Source organism: Candidatus Pantoea deserta, assembly GCF_003813865.1.
GTDB lineage: Bacteria > Pseudomonadota > Gammaproteobacteria > Enterobacterales > Enterobacteriaceae > Pantoea > Pantoea deserta.
In genome coordinates, this window is sequence record NZ_RMVG01000002.1 from 399,423 (window position 1) to 414,925 (window position 15,503).

Annotated in this window: 14 protein-coding genes and 3 tRNA genes; 13 read left to right on the forward strand and 4 right to left on the reverse strand. The window is 59.2% G+C overall.

Annotated features, from left to right (window positions below):
• Positions 1-136 precede the first annotated feature (136 nt).
• From ybgC to BBB56_RS04585, 10 genes are all read left to right on the forward strand, one after another.
• Complete coding sequence (ybgC, locus tag BBB56_RS04540) at positions 137-541, forward strand: tol-pal system-associated acyl-CoA thioesterase (RefSeq protein WP_120451485.1); 405 nt, start codon at positions 137-139, stop codon at positions 539-541.
• The gene (gene tolQ, locus BBB56_RS04545) at positions 538-1,224 is read left to right on the forward strand and encodes a Tol-Pal system protein TolQ (RefSeq protein ID WP_123799199.1); all 687 of its coding nucleotides are present in this window, start codon (positions 538-540) and stop codon (positions 1,222-1,224) included. The genes ybgC and tolQ overlap by 4 nt, the downstream gene beginning before the upstream one ends.
• A 13-nt stretch (positions 1,225-1,237) precedes the next feature.
• Entirely contained in the window at positions 1,238-1,666 is a 429-nt protein-coding gene (gene tolR, locus BBB56_RS04550; protein ID WP_033751683.1) for a colicin uptake protein TolR, read from the forward strand.
• Between the two features lie 26 nt (positions 1,667-1,692).
• Entirely contained in the window at positions 1,693-3,000 is a 1,308-nt protein-coding gene (gene tolA, locus BBB56_RS04555) for a cell envelope integrity protein TolA (protein WP_123799201.1), read from the forward strand.
• A 112-nt stretch (positions 3,001-3,112) separates the two neighbouring features.
• Entirely contained in the window at positions 3,113-4,408 is a 1,296-nt protein-coding gene (tolB, locus tag BBB56_RS04560; protein ID WP_123799204.1) for a Tol-Pal system beta propeller repeat protein TolB, read from the forward strand.
• A gap of 51 nt (positions 4,409-4,459) precedes the next feature.
• Positions 4,460-4,984 carry a peptidoglycan-associated lipoprotein Pal gene (pal, locus tag BBB56_RS04565; protein ID WP_123799207.1) on the forward strand — a complete coding sequence of 175 codons (525 nt, stop codon included), beginning with the start codon at positions 4,460-4,462 and terminating at the stop codon, positions 4,982-4,984.
• A gap of 9 nt (positions 4,985-4,993) precedes the next feature.
• On the forward strand, positions 4,994-5,800 hold the full coding sequence (cpoB, locus tag BBB56_RS04570) for a cell division protein CpoB (RefSeq protein ID WP_123799210.1): 807 nt from the start codon (positions 4,994-4,996) through the stop codon (positions 5,798-5,800).
• A gap of 166 nt (positions 5,801-5,966) precedes the next feature.
• Positions 5,967-6,042, forward strand: a tRNA-Lys gene (locus tag BBB56_RS04575).
• Positions 6,043-6,110: 68 nt separating this feature from the next.
• Positions 6,111-6,186, forward strand: a tRNA-Lys gene (locus BBB56_RS04580).
• Between the two features lie 44 nt (positions 6,187-6,230).
• Positions 6,231-6,306, forward strand: a tRNA-Lys gene (locus tag BBB56_RS04585).
• Between the two features lie 487 nt (positions 6,307-6,793).
• On the opposite strand, the gene BBB56_RS04590 is transcribed toward BBB56_RS04585, so the two are convergent.
• Entirely contained in the window at positions 6,794-8,269 is a 1,476-nt protein-coding gene (locus BBB56_RS04590; protein ID WP_123799213.1) for a DNA-3-methyladenine glycosylase 2 family protein, read from the reverse strand.
• Positions 8,270-8,426: 157 nt separating this feature from the next.
• Here BBB56_RS04590 and BBB56_RS04595 point away from each other — a divergent pair, with 157 nt between their 5' ends.
• The 3 genes from BBB56_RS04595 to pnuC all read left to right on the forward strand — a co-directional run bounded on the left by BBB56_RS04595 (position 8,427) and on the right by pnuC (position 10,878).
• The gene (locus tag BBB56_RS04595; RefSeq protein ID WP_123799216.1) at positions 8,427-8,957 is read left to right on the forward strand and encodes a methylated-DNA--[protein]-cysteine S-methyltransferase; all 531 of its coding nucleotides are present in this window, start codon (positions 8,427-8,429) and stop codon (positions 8,955-8,957) included.
• Between the two features lie 126 nt (positions 8,958-9,083).
• Positions 9,084-10,145, forward strand: coding sequence for a quinolinate synthase NadA (gene nadA, locus BBB56_RS04600; protein ID WP_123799219.1), 1,062 nt, complete (start codon positions 9,084-9,086; stop codon positions 10,143-10,145).
• Between the two features lie 10 nt (positions 10,146-10,155).
• Entirely contained in the window at positions 10,156-10,878 is a 723-nt protein-coding gene (gene pnuC / locus BBB56_RS04605) for a nicotinamide riboside transporter PnuC (RefSeq protein WP_123799438.1), read from the forward strand.
• On the opposite strand, the gene zitB is transcribed toward pnuC, so the two are convergent.
• Genes zitB through BBB56_RS04620 form a run of 3 tightly spaced genes read right to left on the reverse strand, consistent with a single transcriptional unit; the run spans position 10,872 to position 15,449 of the window.
• On the reverse strand, positions 10,872-11,834 hold the full coding sequence (zitB, locus tag BBB56_RS04610; RefSeq protein ID WP_123799222.1) for a CDF family zinc transporter ZitB: 963 nt from the start codon (positions 11,832-11,834) through the stop codon (positions 10,872-10,874). The genes pnuC and zitB overlap by 7 nt on opposite strands.
• Positions 11,824-14,886 (reverse strand): hybrid sensor histidine kinase/response regulator, encoded by a 3,063-nt coding sequence (locus tag BBB56_RS04615; RefSeq protein ID WP_123799225.1) that lies wholly within the window; start codon positions 14,884-14,886, stop codon positions 11,824-11,826. Before BBB56_RS04615 ends, zitB begins: the two co-directional genes overlap by 11 nt.
• The gene (locus BBB56_RS04620) at positions 14,868-15,449 is read right to left on the reverse strand and encodes a response regulator transcription factor (protein WP_123799228.1); all 582 of its coding nucleotides are present in this window, start codon (positions 15,447-15,449) and stop codon (positions 14,868-14,870) included. The genes BBB56_RS04615 and BBB56_RS04620 overlap by 19 nt, the downstream gene beginning before the upstream one ends.
• Positions 15,450-15,503 lie beyond the last annotated feature (54 nt).

Consider the following 15,503-nt stretch of genomic DNA (forward strand, 5'->3'; position numbering starts at 1 on the left):
AGGTCAAGAAATCTGCTGAAAATCCTTCCTTTTGTTTCCGTCTGATAATTATTTTCTCCTGGCTCTGGCAGCCCATTCCCAACCCGAAATCTCTTGCGTATAGTAGCAACGTTTAAAAACGAGACCGGGATGTAGAGTGAGTACAACGCTGTTTCGCTGGCCGGTTCGGGTCTATTACGAAGACACTGATGCCGGTGGCGTGGTTTACCATGCCAGCTATATTGCTTTTTATGAACGAGCACGTACCGAAATGCTGCGACAGCACCATTTCAATCAGCAAACCCTGCTGGAAGAGCAGGTTGCTTTTGTGGTGCGGCGTATGACGGTGGACTATGTTTCGGCGGCACGTCTCGATGACCTTCTGGAAATTCAGAGCGAAGTCACGGCGATGACGCGTGCGACCATGACGTTCTCTCAGCGTATCGTAAATGCAGAAGGCAAGGTCCTGAATGAAGCAGAAGTCCTGATTGCCTGCATCAACCCACATCTTATGAAGCCGATTGCGCTTCCCAAGTCTATTGTCGCGGAGTTCAAGCAGTGACTGACATGAACATTCTTGATTTGTTCCTGAAGGCAAGCCTTCTGGTCAAACTTATCATGTTGATTTTGATCGGCTTTTCCATTGCCTCCTGGGCCATCATTATTCAGCGTACCCGCATCCTGAATGCGGCAGGACGCGAGGCGGAAGCGTTTGAAGACAAATTCTGGTCCGGCATTGAGCTTTCGCGTTTGTATCAGGAAAGCCAGGGCCGTCGCGAAGAGCTGAGCGGCTCTGAGCAGATTTTCTATGCGGGCTTTAAAGAGTTCGCTCGTTTGCATCGCGTCAACAGCCATGCGCCGGAGGCGGTGGTCGAAGGGGCCAGCCGCGCCATGCGCATCTCCATGAATCGCGAACTGGAAACGCTGGAAAACCATATTCCTTTCCTTGGCACCGTCGGCTCCATCAGTCCTTATATCGGTCTGTTCGGTACCGTCTGGGGCATCATGCACGCCTTTATCGCGCTGGGCGCGGTCAAGCAGGCGACGCTGCAAATGGTGGCGCCGGGTATCGCCGAAGCGCTGATCGCGACGGCGATCGGTCTGTTCGCGGCGATCCCTGCGGTTATGGCCTACAACCGCCTGAATCAGCGCGTAAATAAACTGGAACAGGGCTACGACAACTTTATGGAAGAGTTCACGGCCATTCTGCACCGTCAGGCCTTCTCCAGCGAAAACACGAAGTAAGCGGGGGTAAACCATGGCCAGAGTACGTGGTCGCGGCCGCCGCGATCTGAAATCGGAAATCAATATCGTTCCGCTGCTCGACGTCCTGCTGGTGCTGCTGCTGATCTTTATGGCGACAGCGCCGATCATTACTCAGAGTGTCGAGGTCGATCTGCCAGATGCCACCGATTCGAAAACGGTCTCCAGCGACGATAATCCGCCGGTGATTGTCGAAGTCTCAGGCGTTGGCCAGTACAGCCTGGTAGTGGATCACGATCGTATGGAGCAGCTGCCGCCGGAGCAGGTAGTCAGCGAAGCGCAGCGTCGCATCGAGGCCAATCCCAAGACCGTCTTTTTGATTGGCGGCGCGAAGGATGTGCCTTATGACGAAATTATTAAAGCGCTAAACCTGCTGCATCAGGCAGGGGTTAAATCTGTCGGTTTGATGACGCAGCCGATCTAAAGTCGAACCGTTTTTGGGAACCGAGAGTGTCGAAGGCAACCGAGCAAAACGAAAAGTTAAAGCGCGCGATAATTATATCGGTGGCTCTGCACGTCGTGCTGATCGCGCTGCTGGTGTGGAGTTCGTTTCACGAAAACATTGAAGCCAGCGGCGGCGGCGGCGGGAGCGATATTGACGCGGTCATGGTCGATCCCGGCGCCGTAGTCGAGCAGTACAATCGCCAGCAGAACCAGAAAAGCGACAGCCAGCGCGCCGAGCAGCAGCGTCAGAAACAGGCGCAGCAGCAGGCGGAAGAGCTACAGCAGAAACAGGCCGCTGAACAGCAGCGTCTGAAGGCGCTGGAAAAAGAGCGCCTGCAGGCGCAAGAGGCAGCAAAAGCGCAGGCTGAACAGCAGAAACAGGCGGAAGCGGCGGCCAAAGCGGCTCAGGAACAGCAGAAGGCGGCTGAAGCGGCCGCCGCACAGGCTAAAGCCGACGCGAAAGCCGAGGCGCAGGCGCAGGCTAAAGCCGCTGCCGAGGCGAAGCAGAAGGCCGAAGAGCAGGCGAAGCAGGCTGCCGCCGACGCGAAGAAAAAAGCGGAAGAGCAGGCGAAAGCCGCCGCCGCTGCCGCCGCGAAAGAGAAAGCGGTAGCAGAGGCTAAAGCTGCGGCCGATGCCAAAGCCAAAGCTGACGCCGAAGCGAAAGCCAAAGCCGCAGCGGATGCAAAAGCTAAGGCCGCTCAGGAAGCCAAAGAGAAAGCCGAGGCCGCCAAAGAGAAAGCGGCGCAGGAAGCCAAAGAGAAGGCCGAGGCCGCGAAAGAGAAAGCGGCGCAGGAAGCTAAAGAGAAGGCGGAAGCCGCGAAAGAGAAAGCGGCGGCAGAAGCAAAAGCGAAAGCGGATGCGGCGGCGAAAGCCAAAGCGGCTGCCGACGCAAAGAAAAAGGCGGCAGCGGAAGCGGCGAAAAATAGCAGCGACGTTGACGATCTGCTTGGCGGTCTGACCTCCGGCAAAAACGCGCCGAAAAGCGGCAGCGCCAGCGGCGGTGCGCCAGCAGGGCAGGGCAACCAGAAAAAATCTGGCGCATCCGGGGCGGATATCAGTAACTATGCGGGACAGATCCAGGCAGCGATTCAGAGTAAGTTTTACGATTGGGAAAACTACAAGGGCCGCACCTGTACTCTGCGTATTAAGCTGGCTCCGGATGGCTTACTGATTGATGCCAAAGCAGAAGGTGGCGATCCGGCGCTGTGTCAGGCAGCCTTAGCGGCCGCGCGTCAGGCGCGCATTCCTAAGCCCCCGACGCAGGACGTTTATCAGGTCTTTAAGAACGCGCCGCTGGATTTCAAACCGCAATAATGCAGTATCTTACAGCAGCTTGATCTATGGTTAAGCCGTAAACAAACAGAAGTCGTGTTTTTCAGGAACTGTGCCAGTTATCTTGGACTGAGGTTCAGATAAGGGAGATAAAATGAAGCAAGCTCTTCGTGTCACATTAGGCTTTTTTGTACTGTTGTGGGCGGCCATGCTGCACGCAGAAGTCCGCATTGAGATTACACAGGGCGTCAACACGGCGCGCCCGATCGGCGTCGTGCCCTTTAAATGGGCCGGTTCCGGCGCTGCGCCGGAAGACGTCGGCGGCATCGTCGGCGCTGACCTGCGTAACAGCGGCAAATTCAACCCTCTCGACGTTTCTCGTCTGCCGCAGCAGCCGACCAGCGCGCAAGAGGTGCAGCCCGCCGCATGGACCGCGCTTGGTATTGATGCGGTCGTTGTCGGCCAGGTTCAGCCGAACCCGGACGGCAGCTATCAGATCTCTTATCAGCTGGTGGATACCGCTGGTTCGCCGGGCAACGTGATCGCGCAGAACTCGTATAAAGTCACCAAACAGTGGCTGCGCTACGCCGCGCACACCGCCAGTGACGAAGTGTTCGAGAAGCTGACCGGTATCAAGGGCGCGTTCCGCACCCGCATCGCTTACGTGGTGCAGACCAACGGCGGCCAGTTCCCCTATGAGCTGCGCGTGTCGGACTACGACGGTTTCAACCAGTTCGTCGTGCACCGTTCACCGCAGCCGCTGATGTCGCCGGCCTGGTCGCCAGACGGGTCTAAAGTGGCTTACGTAACCTTTGAAAGCGGCAAGTCGGCGCTGGTTGTCCAGACGCTCTCTAATGGCGCGATCCGTCAGGTGGCCTCTTATCCGCGTCACAATGGCGCGCCGGCCTTCTCGCCGGATGGCACTAAGCTGGCTTTCGCCCTCTCTAAAACCGGCAGTCTGAACCTCTATGTGATGGATCTGGCTTCGGGTCAGACCCGTCAGGTGACGGATGGTCGCTACAACAGCACTGAACCGACCTGGTTCCCGGACAGCCAGACGCTGGCCTATACCTCGGATCAGGCCGGTGCGCCTCAGATTTATAAAATTGGCATTAACGGCGGCGCGCCGCAGCGCATCACCTGGGAAGGTTCGCAAAACCAGGATGCTGATGTGTCTGCCGACGGTAAAACCATGGTGATGATTAGCAGCGCCGGTGGCGCTCAGCATGTCGCCAAACAGGATCTGGAAACGGGAGCCGTTCAGACGTTAACGAGCACGTTCCTGGATGAATCGCCAAGTCTGGCGCCAAACGGCACGATGGTAATCTATAGCTCTACTCAGGGGATGGGTTCCGTGTTGCAGTTGGTATCCACAGATGGGCGTTTCAAAGCGCGTCTTCCGGCAACCGATGGACAGGTAAAATCACCTGCCTGGTCGCCGTATCTGTAATATCCGCCTCTGCGGATAGAGCAAACATCTAACAATAATGGGATTTTTGAAATGCAACTGAACAAAGTGCTGAAAGGGTTGATGCTGGCTCTGCCGGTTCTGGCTGTAGCCGCTTGTAGCTCACACAAAAACAACAACAACGACCAGACTGGCATGGGCGCTGATGGCGCATACGGCAATGGTTCTGGCATGAACGGCAGCGGTAACATGTCTTCTGACGAGCAGGCGCGTCTGCAGATGCAGCAGCTCCAGCAGAACAACATCGTTTACTTCGGTCTGGACAAATATGACGTCCAGTCTGACTACGCTCAGATGCTGGACCAGCACGCGGCGTTCCTGCGTAGCAACCCGTCATACAAAGTGACCATCGAAGGTCATGCGGATGAGCGCGGTACGCCGGAATACAACATCGCGCTGGGCGAGCGTCGTGCTAATGCCGTGAAGATGTACCTGCAAGGCAAAGGCGTATCGGCTGACCAGATGTCTATCGTTTCTTACGGTAAAGAGAAACCTGCTGTTCTGGGTCATGACGAAGCGGCTTACTCTAAAAACCGTCGTGCCGTTCTGGTCTACTAAGAGAATCACATGATTAGTAACTTCAGACTTCATCTGTTAAGTCTGTCGTTACTGGTTGGCGTAGCGGCCCCCTGGGCCGCTAATGCCCAGGCGTCAATCAGTAGCGTCGGCTCAGGCTCGGTCGAAGACCGTGTCACCACCCTTGAACGAATTTCTAATGCCCAGGCTCAGCTTCTGCAACAATTGCAGCAGCAGATGAGTGACAACCAAAGCGACATCGATTCGCTGCGCGGGCAAATCCAGCAAAACAGTTATCAGCTTAATCAGGTCATCGAGCGGCAGAAGCAGCTTTATCAGCAGATCGATAGCCTGAGCAGCGGCGGCGGAAACGCAGCGGCGCAAAGCAGCGGCGACGCCTCTGCGCCTGCGGCAAGCGCAGGCACGGGCGCAGCGGCGGCGGCAGGCAGCGCGGACGCCTCCTCAGGCGCGCCGGCTCAGAGCGGCGACGCCAACAGCGACTATAACGCTGCGGTGGCGCTGATTCTGGAAAAGAAACAGTACGACCAGGCAATTACTGCGTTACAGGCGTGGGTAAAGCGTTACCCCGATTCGACCTACCAGCCGAATGCCAATTACTGGCTGGGACAGTTGAATTACAACAAGGGTAAAAAAGACGACGCGGCGTACTACTACGCTACCGTAGTTAAAAACTATCCCAAGTCGCCCAAGGCGGCTGAAGCCCTGTTAAAGGTTGGCGTCATCATGCAGGAAAAAAACGATACGGCAAAAGCCAAAGCGGTTTACCAGCAGGTGGTCAAACTTTACCCGAACACCGATTCAGCAAAGCAGGCGCAAAAACGCCTCGCCGGGCTGTAATTTATGCAGCCAGCGCCAGATATTGCCTGATTTCTGGTCTGGCAGCATGAAAGGTAAGCAGTTGAACCCGCTGGCGGAAAATAAGGGTTGCGCTACCTCGGTAAATCAGTAATATATGCCGCCGTTGCCGGGACAGATTGTTAATGTGTCTGGCAAGCCTGAAGATGGGTCGTTAGCTCAGTCGGTAGAGCAGTTGACTTTTAATCAATTGGTCGCAGGTTCGAATCCTGCACGACCCACCATCTTCGCAGTGAACATTCAGCTTCATGCGTCGCCGGAAAACTTCAGCATTGCTTCACAGCCTAAAGATGGGTCGTTAGCTCAGTCGGTAGAGCAGTTGACTTTTAATCAATTGGTCGCAGGTTCGAATCCTGCACGACCCACCATCTTTTTACGCAGGCTTCGGCTTTGCGGGTTGTAAGCTCAGAGCGGGTCGTTAGCTCAGTCGGTAGAGCAGTTGACTTTTAATCAATTGGTCGCAGGTTCGAATCCTGCACGACCCACCAATTCAGAGAAAAGCGCCCAATGGGCGCTTTTTTCGTTTCAGCCTCTCCCTGTTTCCTGAAGCCACTCCATAGTCGGATGGGGCAGGGGGAGCGGGCGCGAAGAGCAAAGCGTCCGAGCCAGGATGGCGAGGCCGGCCCACAGGGATGTGGGTTTTCTTTGCGATCGCGCCCGCTCCCCCTGCGCCGCGCAGAGTTCTCACAACGCTACTCACCGCACAGAGCCGCTCCTGCGCCGCGCAGAGTTCTCACAGCGCTACTCACCGCACAGAGCCGCTCCTGCGCCGCGCAGAGTTCTCACAGCGCTACTCACCGCACAGAGCCGCTCCTGTGCCGCGCAGAGTTCTCACAGCGCTACTCACCGCACTCAGAGCCGCTCCTGCGCCGCGCAGAGTGCTCACAGCGCGACTCGCCGCCCTCAGAGCAGCCTTAGCACCAGAACGTCCTCAGCATTACGCACAGCCCCTCGCAGCGACTTCTGCGCTTCCCCTCACGCCCCTTTCTTCGGCTTCGCCGCGGCCAAATTCTCCCAGATATGCATCACCGCATAGCTGCGCCACGGTCGCCACAGCTGCGAACGCGCCTCCGCCTCAGCGGGCTTCAGACCGCCAAGATTATTACGGATAGCAATATCCTCTTTAGGGAAAGCATCTGGCCAGCGCAGGGCGCGCATCGCAATATAGTGCGCTGTCCAGGGACCAATTCCCGGCAGGGCGACCAGCTGCTTCATTACCGTCTCAGGGGACTGCGTCGCGTTAAAGCGCAGCGTCTCCCCAGCGCACGCCTGCGCAAAGGCGATAATGGCGCGCGAGCGCGCGCTGACAATACCCAAGGGAGCGACATCATCTACCGTCAGACTGGCAACCCGCGCGGGTTGCGGCGCATAGCGCGTCAAATCGGCGAAAGGCGTCTCGCAGGGTTCGCCAAAGGCGGCGGCAAAACGGCTGCTCACGGTGGTCGCGGCTTTCACCGTCACCTGCTGACCGATAATAGCGCGAACCCCTAACTCAAAAGCGTCGAAAGCGCCCGGCACGCGCAAACCCGGATTCCGCGCCAGACCTGGTGCCAGCAGCGGGTCCTGCCCCAGGCGAGCGGCAATCAGCTGCGGCTGCGCGTTGAGATCAAAAAGATCGCGCAGGCGACGCAGCAGCACCGGCAGCACCGGCGTCAGCGAGACAGAAAACTCCAGCTGCAACGCATTCTTCTGCGGAAGATGCGACACGCTAATCCAGCCGCGACAGCGGCCCAGCGCCACGGTGCGTCTCCAGCAGCCATCCTGCACCGCCTCCACCTCTTTCATCAGGTGCGACTGCAAAAACGCCAGCATGGATTCCCAGTCATACGGCGGGCGATAGCTAAGACGCAGCGTGGCGCTGTCGCCTGGCTGGGCGCGCGTCGACACCACCACCGTGCGTTTACGCAGCGCGCCCGGCGTCATGCGATAGCGCGCCTGAAACACATCGTTAAAACGCCGCAGGCTGCTAAAACCGCTGGCATAAGCCACCTCCGTCACCGGCAGGCTGGTTTCCGTCAGCAGCTGCTTAGCCAGCAGCATCCGCCGCGTCTGCTTCAGCTCCAGCGGCGAGACGCCCAGCTCCTGCTGAACGATACGGCGCAGCTGGCGCAAACTGACGCCAAACTCAGCGGCGATCTCCTCCAGCCCCTGATGCTGTTCCAGCATCCCCTCTTCAATGCGCTGAATCAGCCGCTCAGCCAGGCGATGCGGCTGATCCACCGGCGCATTGCCTGGGGCAAGCTCAGGACGACAGCGCAGACAGGGGCGAAAATGCGCTTTTTCCGCCGCTTCGGCGCTGGAAAAAAACAGGCAATTCTTTTGCTGCGGCGCTTTAACCGGACAGATCGGGCGACAGTAAATCCCGGTCGAGGTCACGCCGACAAAAAACACACCGTCGAAACGGGGATCGCGCGAGGTTAACGCCTGCCAGGCAATCTCAGGATCGAACATAATGACTCCCGTAAATAAACAAAGCCTATACCCGATTTCTGATGCAGACTCGCTGTTTTCGGACAGCAAAGCAGTTTACCCTGATGACCGAAAACGGCCAGCGCGCCTCAGGCGAAATGCGATAATAACGGACGTCTCAATCAGGGAGAACGGCATCATGTATCACTTCAAACTTGTCTCTACGCCAGTGGGCGAACTGAAACTGGTGGCGAGCGAGCGCGGACTCGCAGCAATTTTATGGAAAAACGACGATCCTCACGGCGCGCGCTTCTTACCGCAAACGTGCGATGACGCGCATCCTGTGCTTATCGAAACCGAGCGCCAGCTACGGGAGTATTTTGCCGGAGAGCGCCGCTGCTTTGAGCTGCCCCTCGACTTTGTGGGCACGGACTTTCAGAAAAAAGTCTGGAACGCGCTGGTCACCATTCCCTTTGGCGAAACCCGCAGCTATAGCGAAATCGCCCGGCAGATTGGTCATCCACAGGCCGTGCGCGCGGTTGGCGCGGCCAACGGCAGAAATCCGCTCTCAATCGTGGCGCCTTGCCATCGCGTCATCGGCGCAAACGGCAAGCTGACAGGATTTGCTGGCGGTCTGGAGGTAAAAGCCTTTCTGCTGGATCTGGAGATGCCGCAAACAGCGGGCGTGCTGCCGCTGTTTGCGGAGGAATCGGCTAAACAGGCGATATAAAAAGAGCAGGACACCGCTGTGCGTTTCCGCTATCTTGTTTAGCATATAAAACAGGATGGCGGTATCATCACGATTTATTGCCGTCTTCAGCGATATTCGTTCATTTGATAAAACGAGAGCGGTGTAATGAGTGCTTTATTCGATCCAGAAAACGCTATTTATCCTTTCCCGGCCAAACCCGCCCGGCTCAGCGCCGATGAAAAAACCTTTTATATTGAAAAAATCAAAGGGTTGCTAAAAGAGCGCAACGCCGTAATGGTGGCTCACTACTACACCGATCCCGAAATCCAGGCGCTGGCGGAAGAAACCGGCGGCTGCGTGGCGGATTCGCTGGAAATGGCGCGCTTCGGCAGCACCCATCCGGCCTCAACGCTGCTAGTCGCCGGCGTGCGTTTTATGGGCGAAACCGCCAAAATCCTCAGCCCGGAAAAAACGGTGCTGATGCCAACGCTTCAGGCCGAATGCTCGCTCGACCTCGGCTGCCCCATTGATGAGTTTAACGCCTTCTGCGACGCCCATCCTGACCGCACCGTCGTGGTCTACGCCAACACCTCCGCCGCGGTCAAAGCGCGCGCTGACTGGGTTGTCACCTCCAGCATCGCGGTTGAGCTGATCGACCATCTCGACAGCCTCGGCGAGAAAATCATCTGGGCGCCGGATCGTCATCTCGGTCGCTACGTCACGCAGAAAACCGGGGCTGACGTGCTGTGCTGGCAGGGTGCCTGCATTGTGCATGACGAGTTTAAAACCCAGGCGCTGCTGCGCATGAAAACGCTCTATCCCGACGCGGCGGTGCTGGTGCACCCGGAATCCCCTCAGGCGATAGTCGAGCTGGCGGACGCGGTCGGTTCCACCAGCCAGCTGATTCAGGCGGCGCGGCAGCTGCCGCATCCGCAGATGATCGTGGCGACCGATCGCGGCATCTTCTACAAAATGCAGCAGGCGGTGCCGGACAAAATTCTGCTGGAAGCGCCGACGGCGGGCGAGGGCGCAACCTGCCGCAGCTGCGCGCACTGCCCGTGGATGGCGATGAACGGCCTGAAAGCCATTGCGGAAGGGCTGGAGCAGGGCGGCGCGCAGCATGAAATAGCGGTTGACCCCGCGCTGCGCGAGGCGGCATTACTGCCGCTCAACCGCATGCTATCCTTTGCAGCAGAACTCAAGCTTAAGGTAAAAGGGAACGCCTGAGGAAGACATGATGGATTTTTTTAGTACAAGCAATATCCTGGTACACATTCCGCTCGGCGCAGGCGGCTACGATCTCTCATGGATTGAAGCCATCGGCACCCTGGCTGGCCTGCTCTGCATCTGGCTAGCCAGCCTGGAAAAAGTCATTAACTACCCCTTTGGACTGATCAACGTCACGCTGTTCGCCGTGATCTTTTTTCAGATCCAGCTCTACGCCAGCCTGCTGCTGCAACTCTTCTTCTTTGTCGCTAACGTCTATGGCTGGTACGCCTGGAGCCGACAAAACGACGACCACCAGGCGGCGCTGAAAATCCGCTGGCTGCCGTTACCGAAAGCGCTGGGCTGGGGAGCCGCCTGCGTCATCGCCATTGCGCTGATGACGCGCTATATAGATCCGGTCTTTGCCTTCCTGACGCGTATTGCGGTGTCGCTGATGAACACGCTTGGCCTGGAGGTGGCGATGCCGACCTTGCAGCCTGATGCCTTCCCGTTCTGGGATTCCTGCATGATGGTGCTCTCGATTGTGGCGATGATCCTGATGACGCGCAAATATGTGGAAAACTGGCTGCTGTGGGTGGTGATCAACGTAATCAGCGTGATGATCTTTGCGCGCCAGGGCGTCTATGCGATGTCGCTGGAGTACGCCATCCTGACGCTGATCGCGCTGAACGGATCGCGCATGTGGATTCAGAGCGCGCGCCAGCATGGCTCGCGCGCGCTGTCGCGTCAGTGAGGGTGGACCTCTTCGCCGTGATGATGATGATGATGGTGCGCCGCCGCTGACCCGTCATCATAGCCAAGCTCGCAGTCCGGCGTGGCGCACGGCTGGTACTCCATCTGCACCGTCGCATGAGCGATATGGTATTTCTGGTGCAGATAGTGATGGATGCGCTGCAACAGCGCATCGTGATCGTAAGGGGGGATCACATGCACATGCAGCGTCACCACCGGCTTCTCGCCCACCTGCCAGACATGCACATGATGCACATTACGCACTTCCGGAATCGTCAGGGTTAAATCGCGCGCCAGTTTCTTTGCGTCAATCACGTCTGGCGCGCCTTCCAGCAGCTCATGCAGGCTTTCGCGCAGCAGCGCCCAGGCGCTGCGCAGCACCAGCAGCGAGACCAGCAGCGACAGAATCGGGTCGATGGGCGTCCAGCCGGTATAGAGAATAATTAACGCTGCCGCAATGGCGCCGACCGAGCCGAGCAGATCGCCCATCACATGCAGCGCGGCAGCGCGTACGTTAAGGTTCTTCTCCTCGCTGCCGTGATGCAGCAGCCAGAATGACAGCAGGTTAGCCAGCAGGCCCGCAACGGCAATGCCAAGCATCAACCCGCCCGTTACCGGCTGCGGCTGATAGAAGCGGCGCAGCGCCTCCCAGACAATCAGCGCGGTAATCACCAGCAGAGCGATAGCGTTAACAAAGGCCGCCAGCGTAGTAAGACGCAGCAGGCCGAAAGTATGACGCGCATTGGGTTTACGCTGAGCGAACTGCACCGCCAGCAGCGCCATCAGCAGCGCAGCGGCGTCGGTCAGCATATGTCCGGCGTCCGCCAGCAGCGCCAGCGAACCGGAAAGCCAGCCGCCGATGGCCTCCGCCAGCATAAAAATTGCCGTGACGGCGAAAGCGGCGGCAAGACGTTTACGGTTGCCCGCCGGCGCGCTATGAGTGTGGTTATGAGCCATAAGAGTCCAGTTTTTTCAGTAACCTGTTGGTGAGTAAGAGTAGCAAATTCCATTCCTGCGGCGCGTCCTGCTGCTGTTTCGCTCGATCGGCCAGCTGCTGACTCAGCTCGGCTCCCTGTTGCAGGCCAATCAGCAGCCAGCTTCCCTTCATGCGGTGCGCGGCCTCCGCCAGCTGCGGCCAGTCGCCGGCCGCACGCGCCGCGGTAATACGCGCCACATCGCCGTTTAGCGCGTCGCGCAGCGTCTGGCTGAGGCGCGTCAGAAACTTATCATTCTGCTGCGCCAGCTGGCGCAGATTCTCATCCAGCGCTGCCAGCGGATCCCGATCGAAGTGCGCCAGCAGCGCGGCGATGTCGCTGAGCTGAACCGGCTTAATCAGCACCCGCTCATTCTCCTGCAACGGCAGGCTGAGCATCTGCGCGTCGGCGGAGCACAGTACGTGCAGCGCCGGCTTACGGCGCTGGCGATCGCGACGACGCAGCAGCCGCAGCAGCAGCTGCCCGTCAGGGCGCGGCATCATCTGATCGATAAACAGCAGATCGTAGGGCTGCGCCGCATCGGCGCGCAGCAGCGCGCGGCCCTCGGCGAAACAGTCCGCCTCAATGGCAAAACGCGCCAGCTGCTGCTGCAACACCAGCAAATTAGCCGGATGGTCGTCGACCACCGCGACGCGCAGCGCGGCATAGCGGGGCAGCACCGCGCTCTCCTGCGCGGCGGCCTCGCAGCGCGTCAGCGGCAGGCTGACCTTGACCTCGGTGCCTTTACCGGGCTGTGAGCGCAGCGCGATGCTGCCGCCCATGCGCTGCACAATCTCCCGACAGATAAACAGGCCCAGCCCACTGCCCTGCACCGAGACCTTTTTCCCTGAAGGCGCCTGATACCAGGGATCGAACAGCTTCGGCTGCTCCTGCGGCGGAATGCCGCTGCCGCTGTCCTGCACGGTAAAAATCAGCTGCTCGCTGGCGGCCAGCGTCAGGCGAATCGTTCCCTGCGCGGTAAACTTCAGCGCGTTGGTCATCAGATTATTGATCACCTGCTGTAGCCGGTCCGCGTCGATCAGCACGCTTTCCGGCAGGGGCGTCACCGCCTCGACAATCAGCTCAGGGCCGCCTGCGCGCATCAGAGGATGGTAAAAGTGCTGCTGCCGCGCCAGCCATTCGCGCAGCGCCAGCGGGCGCGGGGCGAGGGTAAAACTGTTGCTCTCGATGCGCGCGTGATCCTGCAAATCGTTTAACAGCGTCATCAGCGAGCTGGCGCTGCTGTGGATCAGCGCCAGGCTGCTGGAGCGATCCTTTTCCAGCTCAAGCAGGCCGAGAATCGCCTGCATCGGCGTACGCAGCTCGTGGCTGACGGTGGCGAGAAACTGACTCTTCATGGCGTTGGCGCGTTCGGCCTGCTGGCGCTGAATACGCTCGCGGCGCTGCTGCCAGTAACGTCGCGCCAGCAGCACCAGCAATATCACGATAGCCACGCCCGCGGCGATCAGCACCAGCAGCGGCAGAGAGCGCATCGTCATCGCGTTGCCGGGCTGCGGCGGCGTGAGCCAGCCATCGCGCATCTGGCGCTGGGTATCAACCGGGATCTGCTGTAGCGCGCGGTTAAGCAGCGGGCGCAGCAGCGGCTGATCGCTGGCCACGCCCAGCGCGACCGGCCATGCGATATCGCTGGCGGCGAAGGCCAGATGCAGACGATCGCCGTAGCGTCCGGCGATGCGCCAGCGCGCCGACAGCACGTTATCCGCCAGCGCGTCGATCTGGCCGTTTGCCAGCGCGTCGTACAGGCTGGCGCGGTCGGCAAACACCTGAGGCGTCACGTCAGCGGGCAGCAGCTGCGCCGCTACCGCATCGCGTAAAATTCCGACGCGCTTGCCCGCCAGATCGTGCCAGCGGCTAAAGGGGGCGTCGCGCTGACTGTAAATACCCCACAGGGCGCGCCAGACCGGCATCGTGGCGTTCTGGATCGCTTCGCCGTTGAGCGGCTGCATCAGGCGCAGCTGAACCTGATGCTGCGCCAGCAACTCTTCAGCCTGCTGTGGACCCGCAACCCAGCGCGGCGCGAAGCGGATGCCGCTGCTCTGCGCAATGGCGTTCAGCAGATCGACGCTGTAACCGCGCGCCGCGCCGTTGCCGTCCCGATAGCTCCAGGGCGCGTTATCGCTCTCCGCCGCATAATAGATCACCGGATGCGCAGCCAGCCACTCACGCTCCGCCGCGCTCAGCATCAGGGTTTGCGTATCCTGATAGCGCGGCAGCGGGGCGCCCCAGCGCGACTGCAAATAGGTGACCAGCTCGGCGGGCAGCTGGCGCAGGCTGCCGTTCAGCCAGTTGATGAGCGCAGCGTCGCGGGCGAAGGCGCGCAGCGTCAGCTGGCCGACATCCTGGTCCGAGGCAATCTGGTAAATCTCTCCCTGCTGAAGCTGGCTAAGCAGGAAGCTGGCGCTGATCTCATCCGCCACTACATAATCATTCTGCTGGTTGAGCAGCGTAGAGAGCGCCTGAAGATCGTTGCTGTAGGTGCGCCAGCGATGTTTCTCTGCCACGGCCGCTGGCAGCTGCGCGAGGGTAATATCGCTGATGGCGAGCTGCGCATTCTGACTGTTAAACATCACCGCGCGCGCGTTGCGCTGGCTGCGATAGATCCGCAGCGGGCTGGTAAACCAGCTTTCGCTGTGCAGCACGCCGTCCGGCAGAGGATTCGGCAGCGCCCCCAGCGCAAAATCGATCTGGTTAGCCTGTAAGGCGGCCATAAGCCGGGCGCGATCGGCAAACAGGCTCAGCGAAAAACGCGCGCCGGTGAGCTGGTGCAGCGCGCTCAGCGCATCGGCGTCCAGACCGTAAAGTTCATCGCCGACGCGCATCGTCCAGGGGGCGTTGCTCTCTTCCAGCAGCCCGACGCGCAGGGTTTTTCCCTGCATCGCATCGGCGCCGTTGACCGGCATCATCATCGGTAGATCGAGACTGCTGACCGGGCGGAGGTCCGCCAGCGCCAGCGTCGTGGTCAGGCTGAGAACAAGTATCAGCAGCAGCGTACGTATCACTGCTGCGCTTTCCATAGATCGGCCAGCTCCACCACCGAGCGCGCGCCGGTTTTTTCCAGAATATTCTTTTTATGGGTGCTGACGGTTTTGTTGCTGATATGCAGCCGCTCGGCAATTTGCAGATTTGACAGACCGTTGGCCAGCAGCGCCAGCACCTGCTGCTCTTTACTGGTTAACGGCAGGGCAGGGGCGGTGACCGCAGGCGGGAAAGCCTGCTTCCCGCCCAGCACGGCGAGGATGGCGCTGAGCAGCTGCTCCATGCGCTGGCTTTTGACGACATAGCCTGCCGCGCCCAGCGCCTGCGCGCTGCGCAGGTAGTGATTGCCTTGCTGCGCGGAATAGATCAGCACCGGAATATGGGGAAAATGCAGGTTCAGACGGCGCAGAATTTCCAGACCATCGCTGTCCGGCAGGCCAATATCCAGCACGATAATATCGGTGGGCTGCGTCAGCAACTGACGCGCCTGCCGCTCGCTGGCGGCGGAACGCAAGGTAATGGGAAAAGGAGCCTGTTCAAGCGCGGCTTCCAGCGCGACTTCAACCAGCGGGTGATCGTCTATTAACAACAGCGAGGCCATGAAAATATCCTGACAACATTCATTGCCCCAGCATAGCGGAAGTTAGCACAGAGA